This window comes from Chitinophagales bacterium (assembly GCA_020636495.1).
Classification (GTDB): domain Bacteria; phylum Bacteroidota; class Bacteroidia; order Chitinophagales; family Chitinophagaceae; genus UBA5543.
Genome location: JACJXQ010000008.1, coordinates 2711804 through 2727234, shown reverse-complemented (window position 1 = coordinate 2727234; position 15431 = coordinate 2711804). Strand labels below are relative to the sequence as shown.

General features: G+C 44.3%; 17 protein-coding genes. 12 read left to right on the top strand and 5 right to left on the bottom strand.

Annotated features, from left to right (window positions below):
• Window positions 1-14 precede the first annotated feature (14 nt).
• Both H6550_12155 and H6550_12150 read right to left on the bottom strand, forming a co-directional pair.
• A complete protein-coding gene (locus H6550_12155) occupies window positions 15-2522 on the bottom strand; it encodes a gliding motility-associated C-terminal domain-containing protein (protein MCB9046875.1) in 2508 nt (835 codons plus the stop codon).
• A 204-nt stretch (window positions 2523-2726) separates the two neighbouring features.
• Complete coding sequence (locus tag H6550_12150; protein ID MCB9046874.1) at window positions 2727-3716, bottom strand: acyl-CoA reductase; 990 nt, start codon at window positions 3714-3716, stop codon at window positions 2727-2729.
• Window positions 3717-3785: 69 nt separating this feature from the next.
• Between H6550_12150 and H6550_12145 the strand changes: the two genes are divergently transcribed.
• The gene (locus tag H6550_12145; protein MCB9046873.1) at window positions 3786-4133 is read left to right on the top strand and encodes a 4Fe-4S dicluster domain-containing protein; all 348 of its coding nucleotides are present in this window, start codon (window positions 3786-3788) and stop codon (window positions 4131-4133) included.
• A gap of 77 nt (window positions 4134-4210) precedes the next feature.
• On the opposite strand, the gene H6550_12140 is transcribed toward H6550_12145, so the two are convergent.
• Window positions 4211-4705 (bottom strand): hypothetical protein, encoded by a 495-nt coding sequence (locus H6550_12140; protein ID MCB9046872.1) that lies wholly within the window; start codon window positions 4703-4705, stop codon window positions 4211-4213.
• 63 nt (window positions 4706-4768) lie between these two features.
• Here H6550_12140 and dprA point away from each other — a divergent pair, with 63 nt between their 5' ends.
• Window positions 4769-5878 (top strand): DNA-protecting protein DprA, encoded by a 1110-nt coding sequence (dprA, locus tag H6550_12135; protein MCB9046871.1) that lies wholly within the window; start codon window positions 4769-4771, stop codon window positions 5876-5878.
• On the opposite strand, the gene rimO is transcribed toward dprA, so the two are convergent.
• Both rimO and der read right to left on the bottom strand, forming a co-directional pair.
• Complete coding sequence (rimO, locus tag H6550_12130) at window positions 5875-7182, bottom strand: 30S ribosomal protein S12 methylthiotransferase RimO (GenBank protein MCB9046870.1); 1308 nt, start codon at window positions 7180-7182, stop codon at window positions 5875-5877. The genes dprA and rimO overlap by 4 nt on opposite strands.
• Window positions 7183-7203: 21 nt before the next feature.
• Window positions 7204-8514: a ribosome biogenesis GTPase Der gene (gene der, locus H6550_12125; GenBank protein ID MCB9046869.1), complete on the bottom strand. Its 1311-nt coding sequence runs from the start codon at window positions 8512-8514 to the stop codon at window positions 7204-7206.
• Between the two features lie 134 nt (window positions 8515-8648).
• Between der and H6550_12120 the strand changes: the two genes are divergently transcribed.
• The 10 genes from H6550_12120 to H6550_12075 all read left to right on the top strand — a co-directional run bounded on the left by H6550_12120 (window position 8649) and on the right by H6550_12075 (window position 15401).
• On the top strand, window positions 8649-9068 hold the full coding sequence (locus H6550_12120) for a hypothetical protein (GenBank protein ID MCB9046868.1): 420 nt from the start codon (window positions 8649-8651) through the stop codon (window positions 9066-9068).
• 44 nt (window positions 9069-9112) lie between these two features.
• Window positions 9113-9898: a hypothetical protein gene (locus H6550_12115; GenBank protein ID MCB9046867.1), complete on the top strand. Its 786-nt coding sequence runs from the start codon at window positions 9113-9115 to the stop codon at window positions 9896-9898.
• 76 nt (window positions 9899-9974) lie between these two features.
• Window positions 9975-10214: a hypothetical protein gene (locus tag H6550_12110; GenBank protein MCB9046866.1), complete on the top strand. Its 240-nt coding sequence runs from the start codon at window positions 9975-9977 to the stop codon at window positions 10212-10214.
• 4 nt (window positions 10215-10218) lie between these two features.
• Window positions 10219-10521, top strand: coding sequence for a type II toxin-antitoxin system RelE/ParE family toxin (locus H6550_12105; protein ID MCB9046865.1), 303 nt, complete (start codon window positions 10219-10221; stop codon window positions 10519-10521).
• Between the two features lie 92 nt (window positions 10522-10613).
• The gene (locus H6550_12100; GenBank protein ID MCB9046864.1) at window positions 10614-11189 is read left to right on the top strand and encodes an RNA polymerase sigma factor; all 576 of its coding nucleotides are present in this window, start codon (window positions 10614-10616) and stop codon (window positions 11187-11189) included.
• A gap of 21 nt (window positions 11190-11210) precedes the next feature.
• Entirely contained in the window at window positions 11211-11528 is a 318-nt protein-coding gene (locus H6550_12095) for a hypothetical protein (protein MCB9046863.1), read from the top strand.
• Between the two features lie 148 nt (window positions 11529-11676).
• On the top strand, window positions 11677-11973 hold the full coding sequence (locus tag H6550_12090; protein ID MCB9046862.1) for a hypothetical protein: 297 nt from the start codon (window positions 11677-11679) through the stop codon (window positions 11971-11973).
• A 36-nt stretch (window positions 11974-12009) separates the two neighbouring features.
• Window positions 12010-12492 (top strand): Hsp20/alpha crystallin family protein, encoded by a 483-nt coding sequence (locus H6550_12085; protein MCB9046861.1) that lies wholly within the window; start codon window positions 12010-12012, stop codon window positions 12490-12492.
• Window positions 12493-12672: 180 nt separating this feature from the next.
• Entirely contained in the window at window positions 12673-13011 is a 339-nt protein-coding gene (locus H6550_12080) for a hypothetical protein (GenBank protein ID MCB9046860.1), read from the top strand.
• Between the two features lie 455 nt (window positions 13012-13466).
• Window positions 13467-15401 carry a T9SS type A sorting domain-containing protein gene (locus H6550_12075; GenBank protein MCB9046859.1) on the top strand — a complete coding sequence of 645 codons (1935 nt, stop codon included), beginning with the start codon at window positions 13467-13469 and terminating at the stop codon, window positions 15399-15401.
• Window positions 15402-15431: the final 30 nt, after the last annotated feature.

Sequence of the window (15431 nt, the reverse complement as noted above, 5' to 3'; positions counted from 1 at the left end):
TTTTAATCGTTGTTTTATCGCATCAGTATCACCTCACCGGCCTGGTCAACCGTTTCACCGTCGCAAACAAAGCTCATCAGGTAGAAGTAAGTACCGACATCAGCAGGTTTGCCGTTGGTGTTACCATCCCATCCCCAGCCGATACCACCGCCTGTTTTAGACTCGTACACAGCTTGTCCGTACCTGTTCACGATGCGGAAGGTTTTGATCTCCCTGCGGCCGATAGTTATCGGGCGGAACAGATCGTTCTTACCATCGTTGTTAGGCGTGAAGGCATTAGGGAAGGTCATAGCGCAGCATGATTTTGTTGTCACATCCAGGCTGTCTTTGTTCTGGCAACCATATATGTCTTCAACCTCTACATATATTTTGCTTTTGAAGTCAACCCTTGCATAAGTCACAGGCTCATCGCTGTAGGTATCGAAGAACCTGGTTGGTGTCCATTTGTAAGTTGCACCCGGCTCAACTTTTTCTACTGTTACTTTCAGGCTGTCGCTGGCGCACAGTTCGTCACCGGAGTTGTAAGGCACGGTGCCAAACAGGTGAGACTGGTCGTTGTAAGACTGGTAAGTAGCCATGATCTTAGCGCTTGGTTTAGCGTGAACGGTAACGGTATCCATTACAGTTTCCTCGCAACCATCGTGAATGAATTTCACTTTTACCACCTTATCGCCCGGCTGAGCCCAGAATATACCGTAAGGACCCTGGTCTGTTGTAAAGTGTGTAGTTTGAGCATTGGCAAAATCCCATATAAATGTATCCAGGCCCGGTGTATATTTCAGTGCCTCTATCAGTTCAGGCTGGCCAAGACAAACATCTTGTTTTACAGATATAACACCATATGGCAGCGGTTTTACTTTTACCTCGCCAGTATATTCATCACTGATACAACCTGTGTTACCTACGCGCAGTTTCACCTGGAATTTGCCCGGTGAATCCAGTTGGATCTCAATAGGGCCCTGGTCGAAACCACCGTTCAGAATAGTAGCTCCTTTAGGAGGCAATATCCAGTTGTATTGTGAAGAAGGGAACGCGCTACCATAATAACCGATAATTATTGACTCCTTAGCACATATCTCTTTTTTGTCCAGCAACACTATACCGTTGGGTTTGAAAGTAACCACTACATCTATCCTGTTGCGATCACTCTCACAACCATCTATTGTCTGGGTAACATAATATTGGAAAGAGTCTTTTACAGAAGTATTAGGTGTTGGCGCTATTTGCGTTGGAACGCCGCCCTGTTCGAAGTAGTACCAGCGTAATGTATCACCAAAGGCATACAACTGATCAGGAACTGCTTCTTCGCAATAGTAGACAGGAGTATTCACTATCGGCGGGAAAGGTTTCTTAGCCGCCCTGAACCGCACCTCTGTACGTTCCTGGCTTTCGCAACCGTGAATGTCAGTTTGAGAAACGTAGTAAATAAGTGCGTTAGGAGAAGATGTGTTGATAGTAGGCACTACTGGCAAAGGAGAACCACCTGAAGGTATGTAGTACCATTTAGGATTGGTACCATTTACAGTTACCGCTTCAAATTGCTCATTCAGACAGTAATCGAATTTACCGTCAACTGTTGGTGCCGGTGGTACGCTTACAATTACAGTTACAGAGTCAGATGCAGATTCAGCACCGCACAGGGAATAGGTTACATAATACCTGCCGCCTTGTGCTTCTGTGATAGAATCTATTACAAATGTTCCTGTAGAGTTGGATGAGATGATCGTTCCACCCGCATTTCTCCATGTATATACACCTGCTGCGTTAGGTGCAGGGTGAGAAGCTTTTAGTGTTACATCGTCGCCGATACAAGCATATTTAGGTTTCAGGGACACATCTGCCACAGGCGCAGCAGGAGGCAACTGTATGAAAGTAGCGCTTCCTACCCAGTGGAAACTAACGATCGGTGGGTTAGGAGGCGTACCCCAAATGGCGTTTGCTGCTGTTACGGAAGGAGTAGGGAAAATGCCTGCATAGATATTTGAAGCTCCACCACTGGTCAGAGTGATACCGTTTTGTGTAACTGACGGAGGTGTCGTGTTGGTCATTACACTCATCGTGCTTTTGTACTGTATAGCGAAACGGGCTTTTGAACTTGGTGGTATAACAACATTCATACCAGCGAATATCTGTGTTACCTGGTTGAAGGTATCGATATTGATAGCTCCTGAATTACCAACGAAGGTCCAACCACCACCGGTGGTAACGTTGGGTGCACCACTCAGGCTGGTAAGACTGTACCACAAGTTGTAGGAAGAGTCGTTTGCAGAGGGGATACCATTGGCGGGAACACCTTTACCCCAGTGAAAAGTAGACAGATTTGTCAATGCGATCGGGCAGATATTCGTGTTTTCTACTTCGAAGATCATACAATCCCATGGAACGCCTCCGGTGCTGATAAAATAGGCACCTGATGTCGGATTGGGAGTGGTCAGTACAGTTTGAGCCCTGAGACTACTACCTACCAACAGTAAAAGCGCAAATAATGACAAAAAACGCTTGGTAAATAACTTTCCTATCATGTTAATTAATTTCGATACTGTAAACTTCATGTCTGTTATTGATACAAGACATGTTTTTCCCGTTAATTAGTTTGGTTTCCGTAAAGTATTATACGACCATAACTATATGTATGGTTGTATTAGCTGACAAATTACTAATATTTTTCACTTCGGCAAAGCATTTTGTTAAATTTTGCCCACATTTGGAATTTTTAATATCCGAAGCTATAAAGTGCTCAGAAACATCATAGTATCAACGCCATCAGCATAATCTGCAAGGGCAGGTTGCTGCGCTGAACCGTATATTACATGTTGGTTATCTACTATGCATTGTACATTGTCATCTGAATGTAATGTTTTCAGCAGGTCAGCTTCATTTGAGTAGTATTCGTAATGTAAGACACTTACAGCTGAAAATGGTTCTTTATTCTCTACCATCAGCAGGAACTCATTGGTCATATAGGGCACTTTGTTGAGCAGGTAGATAGCCAGTTGGTAGTCGTAGTTGTTTTTGTACTTATGATGCAGTATGATGTCTTTGTATCCCTCCAGCCCTTTTAGCAACGATGCAAAGTCATATCCCTCAGGCACATATACCTTGGTTACGTTGCGGCAGCCCAGTCCGTAATAGCTGAATATATCTACTCCCAGTTTTTCCAGTTCTTCCGGTGTTTCATTACCCCTGAGTATGGCCACCGAGGTTCGGTTTTTCCGGATGATGTTGGGCCATTTGCTGAAATATTGTTCAAAATACCTGGCTGTGTTATTGCTGCCGGTGGCGATATAAGCATCACAGCCTTTCAGGTTGTCGGCAAAGGTGATGTGTTGTGCCAGTTGTGGCTGCCATTCTACCAGTTTACCTGCCAGGTGGCTGAGCATTATATCGTCTTTTGAGGAAAGTTTGATAAACAGGTCGTGCCCGGAAACAAAACCACACAGAAAGTCATGAAAACCTACCAGGGGAATATTTCCCGCCATAACTATACCCAGCTTTTTGGGCCTATGTGGTTGTGGGTATTGGCTTGTCCACTGTTCCAGCTTGTCTTTTTGCAGAAATTGCTGCACAATGCCATGCACAGCCATGTTGATAGTATCTTCATTGAACCAGGAGTTGCGCATAGTGGCATGGTCTTTTGCCTGCAGCCAGGCCTCCTCGTCAGACGACATATAGGTTCCTAATTTTTGCAACAGGTCAATTCTCTCGTTCAGGGGTATCATTCTTGTTATTTTTGTGGCGGCGAAATTGTAACTTTACGGGCAAATTTATAACATAAATACAGAGCTATGGCAATCAAGATAACAGATGAGTGTATCAACTGCGGCGCCTGCGAGCCCGAATGTCCTAATAATGCAATATACGAAGGTGGTGTAGAGTGGGCTATTACAGACGGTACTTCGGTAAAAGGTGCTTTTACTTTAATGGATGGAACAACTACGGATGCTGAAGCACGCCACGAGCCTAAGTCGGTGGATGTGTACTATATCACGGCTGATAAATGTACTGAGTGCCAGGGTTTCCACGAAGAGCCGCAATGTGCTGCTGTCTGCCCGGTAGACTGCTGCATACCTGATGAAATGTACCAGGAGACTGTAGATGAACTACTGGCCAAAAAAGAAAAATTACACCTGTAGTATCAAAGGGTATAAAAAATATTAAGCCCCGTCAATTTGATATTGACGGGGCTTTTATTATGCCTTAAAAGCAATAGTTATCGTTTTTCCGCTTCGGCGGTTTTGGTCCAGCTATCGTCTACTTTTGAGAAAGAGTCAGTTTCGAAAGACAGTGTTTTCAGAAATTGCGGACCGAAATGCGCATTGGTAATTGTTTTTTCAGAATCAGGATAAGTGATGGTGTAGCTAACACCGGGTACGTCCTGCAGCAAGCTGTTGTATTCTGGTGAGCAGGTATCTACCCTGTATTGACTGAATTGTTTGAACAGTGCCGCTACCTTTTCGGCAGGGAACTGTTTTTCGTAGGTGCCTTCGTAAGTGGTGTATGCCCAGCTTTTGAAAATCACCTTGCCGTCTTTGTTTACCGTTACCCTGTAGGCAGGGCAGGTGCCGAAGCAAGGTGTTCTGTCCATTGCGATCTGCTGAATGCGGCTTTCCGTCATTACTTTAGACTTTACCGTCTTTTTTTGGTGGGCACAGGCGCTGAATATCACCGCCGTCATTACCATGAAACTTAAAAGATATTTGTTCATTTTTTCTATTTTCAGTGCCAAAGATAAGCGATATGCCAACCTTTTTATAAGTTTATTACAAATATGCTGCCCGAAACCGATCACGAACTTTTTTATAGAATAGCTTTAACATTTGTAAAGGATGTAGGTACCATTACCGCCTGCAAACTAATAGAGCATTATGGCTCTGCAGAAGCGGTTTTCAAAGCTCCGCTGAAAGAACTGAAGACACTTACCAGGCTCGGGGAGACACGCACAAAAGGTTTTAAGGAGTCAGCTGTTTTAACAAGGGCCGAGGAGGAATTAACATATATAGAGAAAAACAACATTACGGTTGTCTGCCGATATGATGACGATTATCCGCCGCGGCTGAAAAGCTGTGTAGATGCTCCGCTGCTGATGTATTACACAGGCAATGCGGAGTTGAACCCCAAAAAGGTGGTTGCGGTAATTGGCACAAGGAAGTACACGGATTATGGACAACGTGCTTGTGAACACCTGCTGGAAGACCTGAAAGACAGTGGCATATTGATAATGAGCGGGCTGGCACATGGTATTGATACTATTGCACACAAAGCGGCATTGAAAAACAACCTGCCCACCATAGGTGTGCTGGCGCATGGGCTGGACAAGTTGTACCCGGCGGCCAATAAGAACCTGGCCAAAGAAATGATGGAGAAGGGTGGCCTGCTGACTGAGTATGCATCCGGCACAAACGGCGACAGGGGACATTTCCCTATGCGCAACAGGATAGTAGCAGGTATGAGTGATATTACTGTAGTAGTAGAAAGTGATATAAAAGGTGGAGCCTTAATTACGGCCCGTATAGCGGATAGTTACAACCGCGATGTAGCAGCTTTTCCCGGCAGGATATATGATAATAAATCCTCGGGTTGCAACGAACTGATACGTACCAATATTGCCAGTATGATAACCTGTGCAGACGACCTGCTGGAGCTGATGAACTGGAAAGACAGCACGAAAAAGAAACCTGTACAGAAACAACTGTTCATCAACCTGAGCACCGAGGAACAGGCTGTATATGATGCACTGACAGGCAAGGATAATGTACATGCTGATGAACTGTTGTATCAATGCAACATGAGCAACTCAATGCTGGCAGCAACACTGTTGCAAATGGAAATGCAGGGGCTGGTAAAAGCTCTGCCCGGTAAGCTGTACCGGCTGGATTAAACAACTACACCCTCCAAATCAAAATCATACGCTTTCTCAATACGCACGTTCACGAACTCTCCGATAGGTAATTCGGAATCTGTATTGATGATAACCTCGTTGTCTACTTCTACGCTGTCAAATTCAGTACGTCCCAGGTAGCGGCCTGCTTCTTTCTTGTCTACGATCACTTTGTAAGTGTTCCCCACTTTATCCTGGTTCTTTTCGTAAGATATCTCCTGCTGCACTTCCATTATCTCCTGCGCGCGTGCTTCTTTCTCATCAGCGGAAATGTTGTCCTCCAGTTCGTAAGCGCTTGTATTCTCCTCGTGGCTGTAAGTGAAGATACCCACGCGGTCCAGCCTTGCTTCTTCCAGGAATGCTTTCAGGTCTTCAACATCCTCTCTCGTCTCTCCGGGGAAGCCGGCTATCAGCGTACTGCGTATAGCAATGCCCGGCACACGGTCGCGAACATTGTTGATGAGTTCCATTATCTCTTTGCGGGTTATCTGGCGCTTCATGGCCTTGAGCATATTGTCTGATATGTGCTGCAACGGCATATCCAGATAGTTGCAGATGTTGTCACGCTCGCGCATTACGTCCAGCACATCCAGCGGAAACTTGGTAGGGTAGGCATAGTGCAACCTGATCCAGTGCAGCCCCTCTACATCCGAAAGGTGTTTCAGCAGGTCAGACAATGCACGTTTCTTGTATATGTCCAGTCCGTAGTAGGTTAGCTCCTGCGCTATGAGCATGATCTCTTTTACGCCCATCTTCACCAGCTTCTTCGCTTCGTTCACTATCTCTTCGATAGGTTTTGAAACGTGGCCGCCGCGCATCAGTGGTATAGCGCAAAAGGCGCAGGTGCGGTTACACCCTTCAGATATTTTCAGGTAAGCATAATGTTTAGGTGTGCTCAGCAGGCGTTCGCCTATCAGCTCCTGCTTGTAGTCGGCCTCAAACTGCTTCAGTATCATGGGTAGCTCCATCGTGCCGAACCATGCGTCTACTTCAGGTATCTCTGCCGACAGGTCGCCACGGTAGCGCTCGCTCAGGCAGCCGGTTACATATACTTTATCTAATCGTCCTTCCTTCTTCAGTTCTACCTGCTCCAGTATGGTATTGATGCTTTCTTCTTTCGCTTTGTCTATAAAACCACAGGTGTTCACCACTACTATGTTGTGGTCCAGCCTGGTGTTCTCATGCTTCACTTTAATACCATTGGCCACCAGTTGTCCGCTCAGCACCTCGCTGTCTACCATGTTCTTGGAGCAACCCAGTGTAATGATATTTACCTTATCCTTTTTTAGCTTCTTCGTCTGCACCTGTCTGTGATTTTATATTGATTATTTATTCCTGAAAAATATACGGATAGGCACGCCATTAAAATTAAAATGGCTGCGCAGCTTGTTCTCCAGGAAGTTCTTGTATGGCGTTTTGATAGCGTCAGGGTAGTTGGCAAAAAATGCGAACGATGGCACCACTGTGGGTATCTGTTGCACGAACTTGATCTTTACGGAGTGTCCCCTTGTCATAGGAGGCGGGTAGCGCTCTATCTCTTTCAGCATGATGTCGTTCAGCTTAGAGGTAGCTATGCGCTGCTGCCTGTTGTCGTACACCTCCAGTGCTTTTTCCATGGCCTGGAATATTCTTGTTTTGTCTTTGGCCGAGATGAATATCACCGGTACATCTGTGAACGGCGCTATCTTCTCCTGCAACCTTTTTTCGTAGTCGCGGGCGGTGTTGGTCTCCTTCTCAATGGTATCCCATTTGTTCACCAGTATCACGATACCTTTACCTTTCCTCGCCGCCAGGCTGAAGATGCTCACGTCCTGCGAAGTGATGCCTTTTTCTGCATCTATCACCACCATGCACACATCTACATCGTCCATAGCACGCACGGCGCGTATCACCGAGTAGAACTCAAGATCTTCGTGCACGTTCTTCTTCTTGCGCAATCCGGCAGTGTCTATCAGTATGAATTCTTTGCCGAACTGCTTGTAGTGGGTATGTATGGTATCCCTTGTCGTGCCGGGTATGTCTGATACGATAGTTCTTTCCTGCCCTGTAAGCGCGTTCAGCAGGGTAGACTTGCCCGCATTGGGTTGGCCTATAATGATGAACTTAGGTAATGGGTTCTCCTCTATCTCTTCGGCAGGCTCGGTGATGTGGCTGGTTACTTCGTCCAGCATCTCGCCGGTGCCGCTGCCCGATATAGAAGATATGAAAAAGGTATGTTCAAAGCCCAGGGAGTAGAACTCTGTAGCATCCAGCGCACGCTCGGCATTGTCTACCTTGTTCACTACCAGCAGTACAGGTTTGCTGCCGCGGCGCAGTATGTCGGCCATTTCAGCATCCTGGTCGGTAATGCCCGTGGTGGTATCGCATACGAATATCAGCAGGTCGGCCTCTTCCAGTGCTATGTGCACCTGTTTCTTTATCTCTATCTCAAATACATCGTCAGAGTGGCTAACGAAACCACCCGTGTCTATCAGGTTGAAATTCTTGCCGTTCCAGTCGGCCACGCCATACTGGCGGTCGCGGGTAACGCCGCTTACATCATCTACAATGGCCTTTCTTTGTTCCAGTAAACGGTTGAACAAAGTTGACTTTCCCACATTGGGCCTTCCTACTATGGCTACGGTAAATCCCGGCATATTTTTAAATTAGTGCGCAAAGGTACTATATATTAGCCGCTAAGACGTTAAAAACATGACAAATATTTGTGGTGTGTTGGGGAGGGAGGAGAATTGAGAGTAATACATACCTTTAGCGAATAAACAAACCACCTTTGACAAAGCCAAGGAAATACGGATCAAAAGGAAGTATATTCTCAATTGCTCAACTTGTACTTTTTCTTGCTGTTATTGCTTTAATGGGAAGTATACCTTTTCTCCTAATTGCGGGAGGGTTGTTTTACTCATTTGTTGCAAGTATTTTATCTGTTATTTATATAAAGGACGAGCAACTGTATGTTCATTCCTTCCTCATTCCATTCAGTAAAAAGCATGTTTTTCCTCTTGCTCAAATTAAATGTGTCAATATTAATCCGAGCACTTTTATTGGTAAAACTGGTTATACATTTAAATTTAAAGATGGCTTGAGCTTTGCCACTTACAATAAGCTTTTAAGTAGCGAACGAAAAGCATTAGTAAAAGAACTGCGACAATACGGTATTGAGGTACACGTAACTACGTTTTATGATTTTTAACAGGTATTTGACTGTAACTAGTAACAACTGTGTATATTTATTAAATGAGTAATTTTTCCTGTATTGGATTCCCTGTTCAAGACAAGGATAGCTTTTTCGAGTTGATAAATAAGGTGTATCCTTTAGGTGTTCAATATAGGGTAAATGAGGGAGCGTATATTTTGTATTCAGACTCTTCTGGTGCTCAATTATGGATGCAGGTAAATAGTAGTGGACAATTAATTGGGGTTAATCCACATTTCAGAGGTCTTAGCAAGTTTACTGTCTTTATTACGAACGCAATTGAGAGTGAAGAGAGTGAACTGGATGGTAGTTGCCATGCCTGGGCTGCTCCTACGGATGAATCAAATCCTGAATCTGGCGCCTATCCTTTTGTATTTGATATGCCTGATTACAGACTCGTTGATATAGCAGAGATTAAAGGTGTCCATAAAGTTCAAATCACTGCCTTTGCACAACAAATAGATATGTATGATACAGAAGATGAGTTCTACAATAGTCAGTCTTCTGACATAAAATTTTCGAGCCAGTCTTTTATCCCTTCCGGTTTGTTTACTGAAAAGGAATTTCGGGCAGAAGGGTCACTTTCCGGGAGAATTATAGATTTTAGCAGGTTGCAAAATCAATATACAAAGACCTTTTTTTACTGGTTGTACGTTGAAACACTCGGAGGTTTGATAGATATTGTGTACGATATTAATATTACTGATAAACAGCCTCAGGTTGGTGGCATAGTTCGCGGAGTATTCTGGCTTTCTGGACGGGTGCTCTCAAAAAAAGAAGTAAAAAAGAATTTCTTTCAAAAACTCTTTTCAACAGTAGCAGATTAATCCTCCCTTTATTTTGTGTTATCACCAACCCAAGGGGCACCGTTTAATGATAAAAATCCGGTAACTTTATAATATCATGAAAGTAGCAGTAATACGGGAACGCCTGCAAAGGTTCATTGAGACCGCTGAAGAGAAAAAACTTCTGGCTATATATACTTTGGTTGAAAATGAGATAACAGAGCAGGAACGTTGGGAGGATGAAAGTTTTGTAGCGGAAATGGAAGGAAGGTATCAAAACTATAAGTCTGGCAATAGTAAGCCATTATCTCTGGACGAGGTGGAAGATAAAGCAAGGAAATCCGCCAAACGAAAATGATCTCATGTCTTTTACCTGTTACTTACTACCTGAAGCTGAAGAAGAATACATAACATCATACACCTGGTATGAAGAACAACAGGAAGGCCTTGGTGAGCGATTTGCATCGCTGTTCAGGAAAAAGTTATTACAAGTAGCCCGGAACCCATATAAGTACAAGGTTGCAATAGGTGATTTTCGGGAAACAGTTTTAGGTAAACCGTTTCCGTTTGTTATCGTGTACGTAATTGATGAAGAACAGGGTCGTGTATTGGTTGTCTCCGTTTTTCATACCAGTCGTCATCCTAAAAAGAAATTCAAACAATAGGTTGCCTCTCGCAATACCCCCCGAAACATAAAATCTTATCTTTAAAGTAAAATGGGCAGTTATTCGTCATTATATATAATACAAATGATGGAATGAACTATTTAATGGATATTACGATGCCCGATAACAGGTCACTCAACATAACCGAAACGGTAAAGAAATACAGTGCGCAGTTGCTGGGCTTCATCAGGGGCAAGGTAAAGCTGCTGGAAGATGCCGAGGATGTGATGCAGGATGTGTGGTACCAGTTCAGCAACCTGGCCGATACCGATGAGATACAGAGTGTAAGCGGCTGGCTGTACCGTGTGGCACGCAATAAGATAACCGACAGGTACCGCAAACAGACCAACGACCTGCTGGACGACTACCTATATGAAGATGAGGATGGCAACCTGAGCCTGAAAGATATCCTGCTGGCCGACGAACACAACGATCCTGAGTTATCTTTGTTCAGGGATACCTTCTGGGATGTTTTTATGGAGGCCATACAGGAGCTGCCGGAAAACCAGCGGAAGGTATTTGTGCTGAATGAGCTGGAGGGTAAGACCCTGCAGCAGATAGCCGATGAGGAAGGCGTGCCTTTAAAGACCATTATCAGCAGGAAGGGCTATGCGGTAAAACACCTGAGGAAACACCTGTTGCCATTATATGAAGAGCTTAATAAATAATATGTATCTATGAACAGAAATATGTCACACAGGCGCGGCAAAAAAGTATGGTTGTTATTGCTGATAGTACCTGCGGTAGTAGCACTGGCAGGGCTGGCTGTCATGCTGCTGTGGAATGCTATACTGCCTTCGCTGCTGGATGTGCGCCGTATCAACTTCTGGCAGGCATCCGGGTTGTTCATACTGAGCAAGATATTATTTGGCAATTTTCGTCCGCGTGGTGGTGGGCACCGTTTCGGCCCGCATGCAGCCGGTCACCTGCGCGAGAAGCTGATGAATGCTACTGATGAAGAACGTGCCGCCCTGCGCGAAGAGTGGAAGCGCCGTTTCAGGCATTGATAAACACAACGAACATTTTTTATACAGCCGCAACTATGTTGCGGCTTTTTTGTGCCTGTAAAAAAAACTTTGTTGAAGCTTAAAGTAAAAGAAGTCGATGTTCGTCTACAATACAAAGGGCCCGATAACAACAAAAAACTAAAGAGAAATGAACAATAAAATAAAATTTATTCTGTCGAGGGTAGTGATACTCACCCTCATGGCCGGACTGGCATCGTTCGTGCTGATGATGATATTCAAGATGCTGGTGATGGTATTGGCCGTAGGCCTGATAGTAATGGCCGCAAAAACATTCATGAACACAGGTCGCCACAGGGGCGGGCTACACTACCATGGTGAGGAAGAGATACCCACACGCCATAGGGGCATTGTACCTGTGCAGCAAGGCAGCCCTTTCGTGCCTGCCACAGCAAGAGTAAGGTCTGCTATTATACCTATCAACTAAAACAACAATTTTTCAATTTTTTAAATCAATTACAACATGTTCAATAAAGGAGCTTTTAAAGCAAGAAATGGTCAACAAGGATTTGACAATAATTATGGTGGATGCAAAGGTGGTTTCGGCGGAATGTTCGGAGAAGGGTTCGGACGTTCTCACGGAGGGCATCATCCCTGGGCTGATAAGCTGCGCAGGCATATGGCCGGGCACAAAGCAGTAAACATTGAAGAGACGGAAGACGCATATATGCTGTCGCTGTATGCCGCCGGACTGAAAAAGGAACAGTTCAACATATCAATAGATGAAGAAGTGCTGACCATCGGCTACCAACCAAAGAACGACGAGGGTAAAAAAGAATTCATCTACGAAGAATACCAGCCTACAGCTTTTGAACGCTCGTTCAGGCTGAATGGTAAGGTGCTGACAGACAAGATATCTGCCACCTATACCGATGGTGTGCTGACCGTGACCTTACCCAAAGACCCTGAAGCGCAGGAGGCCGTACAGGAGATAAAGGTTGCCTGATATAGTAATGTAAGCGTGGTTCATAATAAATAAAGCAGGAGTCTGCCTGGTTGGGCAGGCTTTTGTGTTTTAATATATTATTGCCGGGGTATGTTTTTTCATGTGCAGGAGATGAGTATTCTCATGTATGACGATGTTGGGGGAGTGTCTAATATTGTATTTCACCAAAAAGCAAAAGCAATGAAAAAGTTATCAGCATTATGGGTTGTTATGATAGTTGTATGTACTACGGGTTATGCGCAAAACAGTACAAAGGATATAATAATGAAGGACCTGCAGCCTTCCAACACCAACTACAACAACATCAACTACAACTCGCAGGGGCAGTATGGTAAGGCCGATCCTAAGCCCCCTGAGAAAAGCAGTGGTTTCCCTACTGAGTATAAGGTTAATAACAATGTGTCTATCGGGCAAACACCTGCACCCACTCCTGACCCAAGGAACCATACCGATAAAGAGATACAACAGTTTAAGGATAACAACCCTACAGGTGTTGGGGTAAAGGTTATCGGACAATAGTAACAACAACAGGATCATTCTTGTAAACACGACTCATTTTTATGAGCATATACCCGCTACTTGTACGGAGTTTCTTTTTGAGACTCCGTATTTTTTTAATTTTATAATAGTTTATTTTGTATTATATTTGTTATTGTTACTTACGACTGAAAATACCACCTTATGAAAACGAACTTATATATTAATTCTTATGACGATGCGAAAGGCCGCGAAAAAGGTAGAAATGTCTACCTTATTGAAAATGAACTGTTTAATAAAAAACGGAAAATTTACCTGTCCACATTTTCGATACAAAACAGAACAAAACGATACAAAATAGCTTACCTGTCTACGCAGGGCGATAAATGTGTATATGTAACGATGTTAAGACTGTATCAGTCAGGATTTACAAAACCATGACAATCTACCCACTCTATTATGTTTTTGCTATTTTTACCCTCTTAACAAATATGAATATGAAGAAGATATTACTGGCAGTGTTTAGTTTGTTGGCTATCAATGCGATGGCTGCACCGGGAGATACTACCTGGGTACAGGCTCATAATGACATCTGGATGGATCATAATGGCGCATTCGATACGACGGTAGAATTTCCGGATGGCAGTAAATCTTACCGTAAAATAATGATGATATTTACCCTGGGTAAATACCAATGCCCCGTTAGCGCGCAATACTGCGGTGACTGGGATTATACCGTGAGCCTGCATATTCGTCCCAAAACAGGCGATACTATGGAACTGGCGCGTTTCATAACTCCTTATGCCAATGTTTCCTATGCCCGTTTCCCGTGGACATGGAAGGAACGCTATGAATTTGACGTAACCGATTTCTACAACGAACTGAAAGACAGCGGTACAGTACGTATCAGCTATTCAGGTTATTCATGGGGATTTACGGGTAATGTAAAATTTGCCATGATCGAGGGTACGCCGCCGAGAAATGTGTTAGGTGTAACCAAGGCCTGGGGCACCAGTAGTCGTTTTGGTGATACATCAGCGGCACAGTTCATTGAAAATAAGATAGACACAAAATCGCTGACTGCACCAGCCAATACACAATCTGCTGAACTGATGTTCACCGTTTCGGGGCATGGCAGCGACAATAACGGATGCTGCGAATTCAGTAAGAAATATTATGAAGTAAAGCTGAATGGCAACAAGTTTGATAAGACAGAAATGTGGCGTGATGATTGTGGCCTGAACCACTTATACCCGCAGTCGGGTACATGGATATATGAGAGGGGCAACTGGTGCCCTGGCGATATCGTGTTCCCTAATTTTCATAAGCTGAGTGGGGTAACAGGCGGTAATACCTTCGACCTGGATGTTGACTTCGAATATTACATAGGTAGTGGCTCGTGGGGTAGTTATATCGTACAGGGTAATGTGTTCTATTATGGTGGTTTCAATAAAACGCTGGATGCATCGCTGGATGACATCATAGCACCAAGCGACCACGAAAAGCATTATCGCTACAATCCATACACAGGCAGGCCGATGGTAGAAGTGCAGAATACAGGTAGCACTACTATTACCAGTATCAAGTTCAAATACGAGATGGTGGGCGGCAGCGGCCAGAAAGAATATATATGGAATGGTTCGTTGGCACCACTGGAAAAAGCAACGGTTAAATTTGACCCCTTGCTTGACCTGAGGACCATTACAGGTACACATGAGTTTAACGTGGAAATAGCTGAAGTAAATGGCAAAGCTGATGATGATGCGACCAATAATAAGTTCTCTTCTTCCTTTACTGCCGCAAAACAACTGCCGACAACATTTGTGGTAGAAATGTTCACAAATGCCAGTGTTTCAGCAGGTGTTAGCGAGACAAGCTGGAAGATAGTAGACCAGTATAATGATAATGTACTGGCCAAAAGAGAGAACTGTGCTCCGAACACAACCTACAGAGATACGGTTTCATTAACAGTGGGTGTTTTTAAACTGGTAGTAGAAGATGCAGGTTGCGATGGCTTATCATGGTGGGCCAATTCAAGTGCCGGTTCAGGGTATCTGAAAGTTGTCAGGACCAACTCTCCGTTGCCATACCAACTGGATGGTTATTTCAGCGGTGATTTTGGTTGTGGCTTTACACAATACTTCAATGTGCTATGGCCCAATGAAGTTCAGGATGTTACCAAGTCGCCTGTTATAGCCGTATATCCTAACCCGGCACAGAACACAATAAAGGTGTCGCTGGATGGAGTGAATGACCTGAGCGGACAACTACAACTGAAAGACATGATGGGCCGCACGGTATTGCAGCAGCATGTTGAGGAGGCTGCTACTGAGATAAACATTTCGGCTATGCCTAATGGGGTTTATACCGTGGTATATGTAAACAGCACGGGCACTGAGAAGTTACAGGCAAGGGTAGTAGTGGCCAGGTAACATATACATGAATTAATGATTTTTTTGACG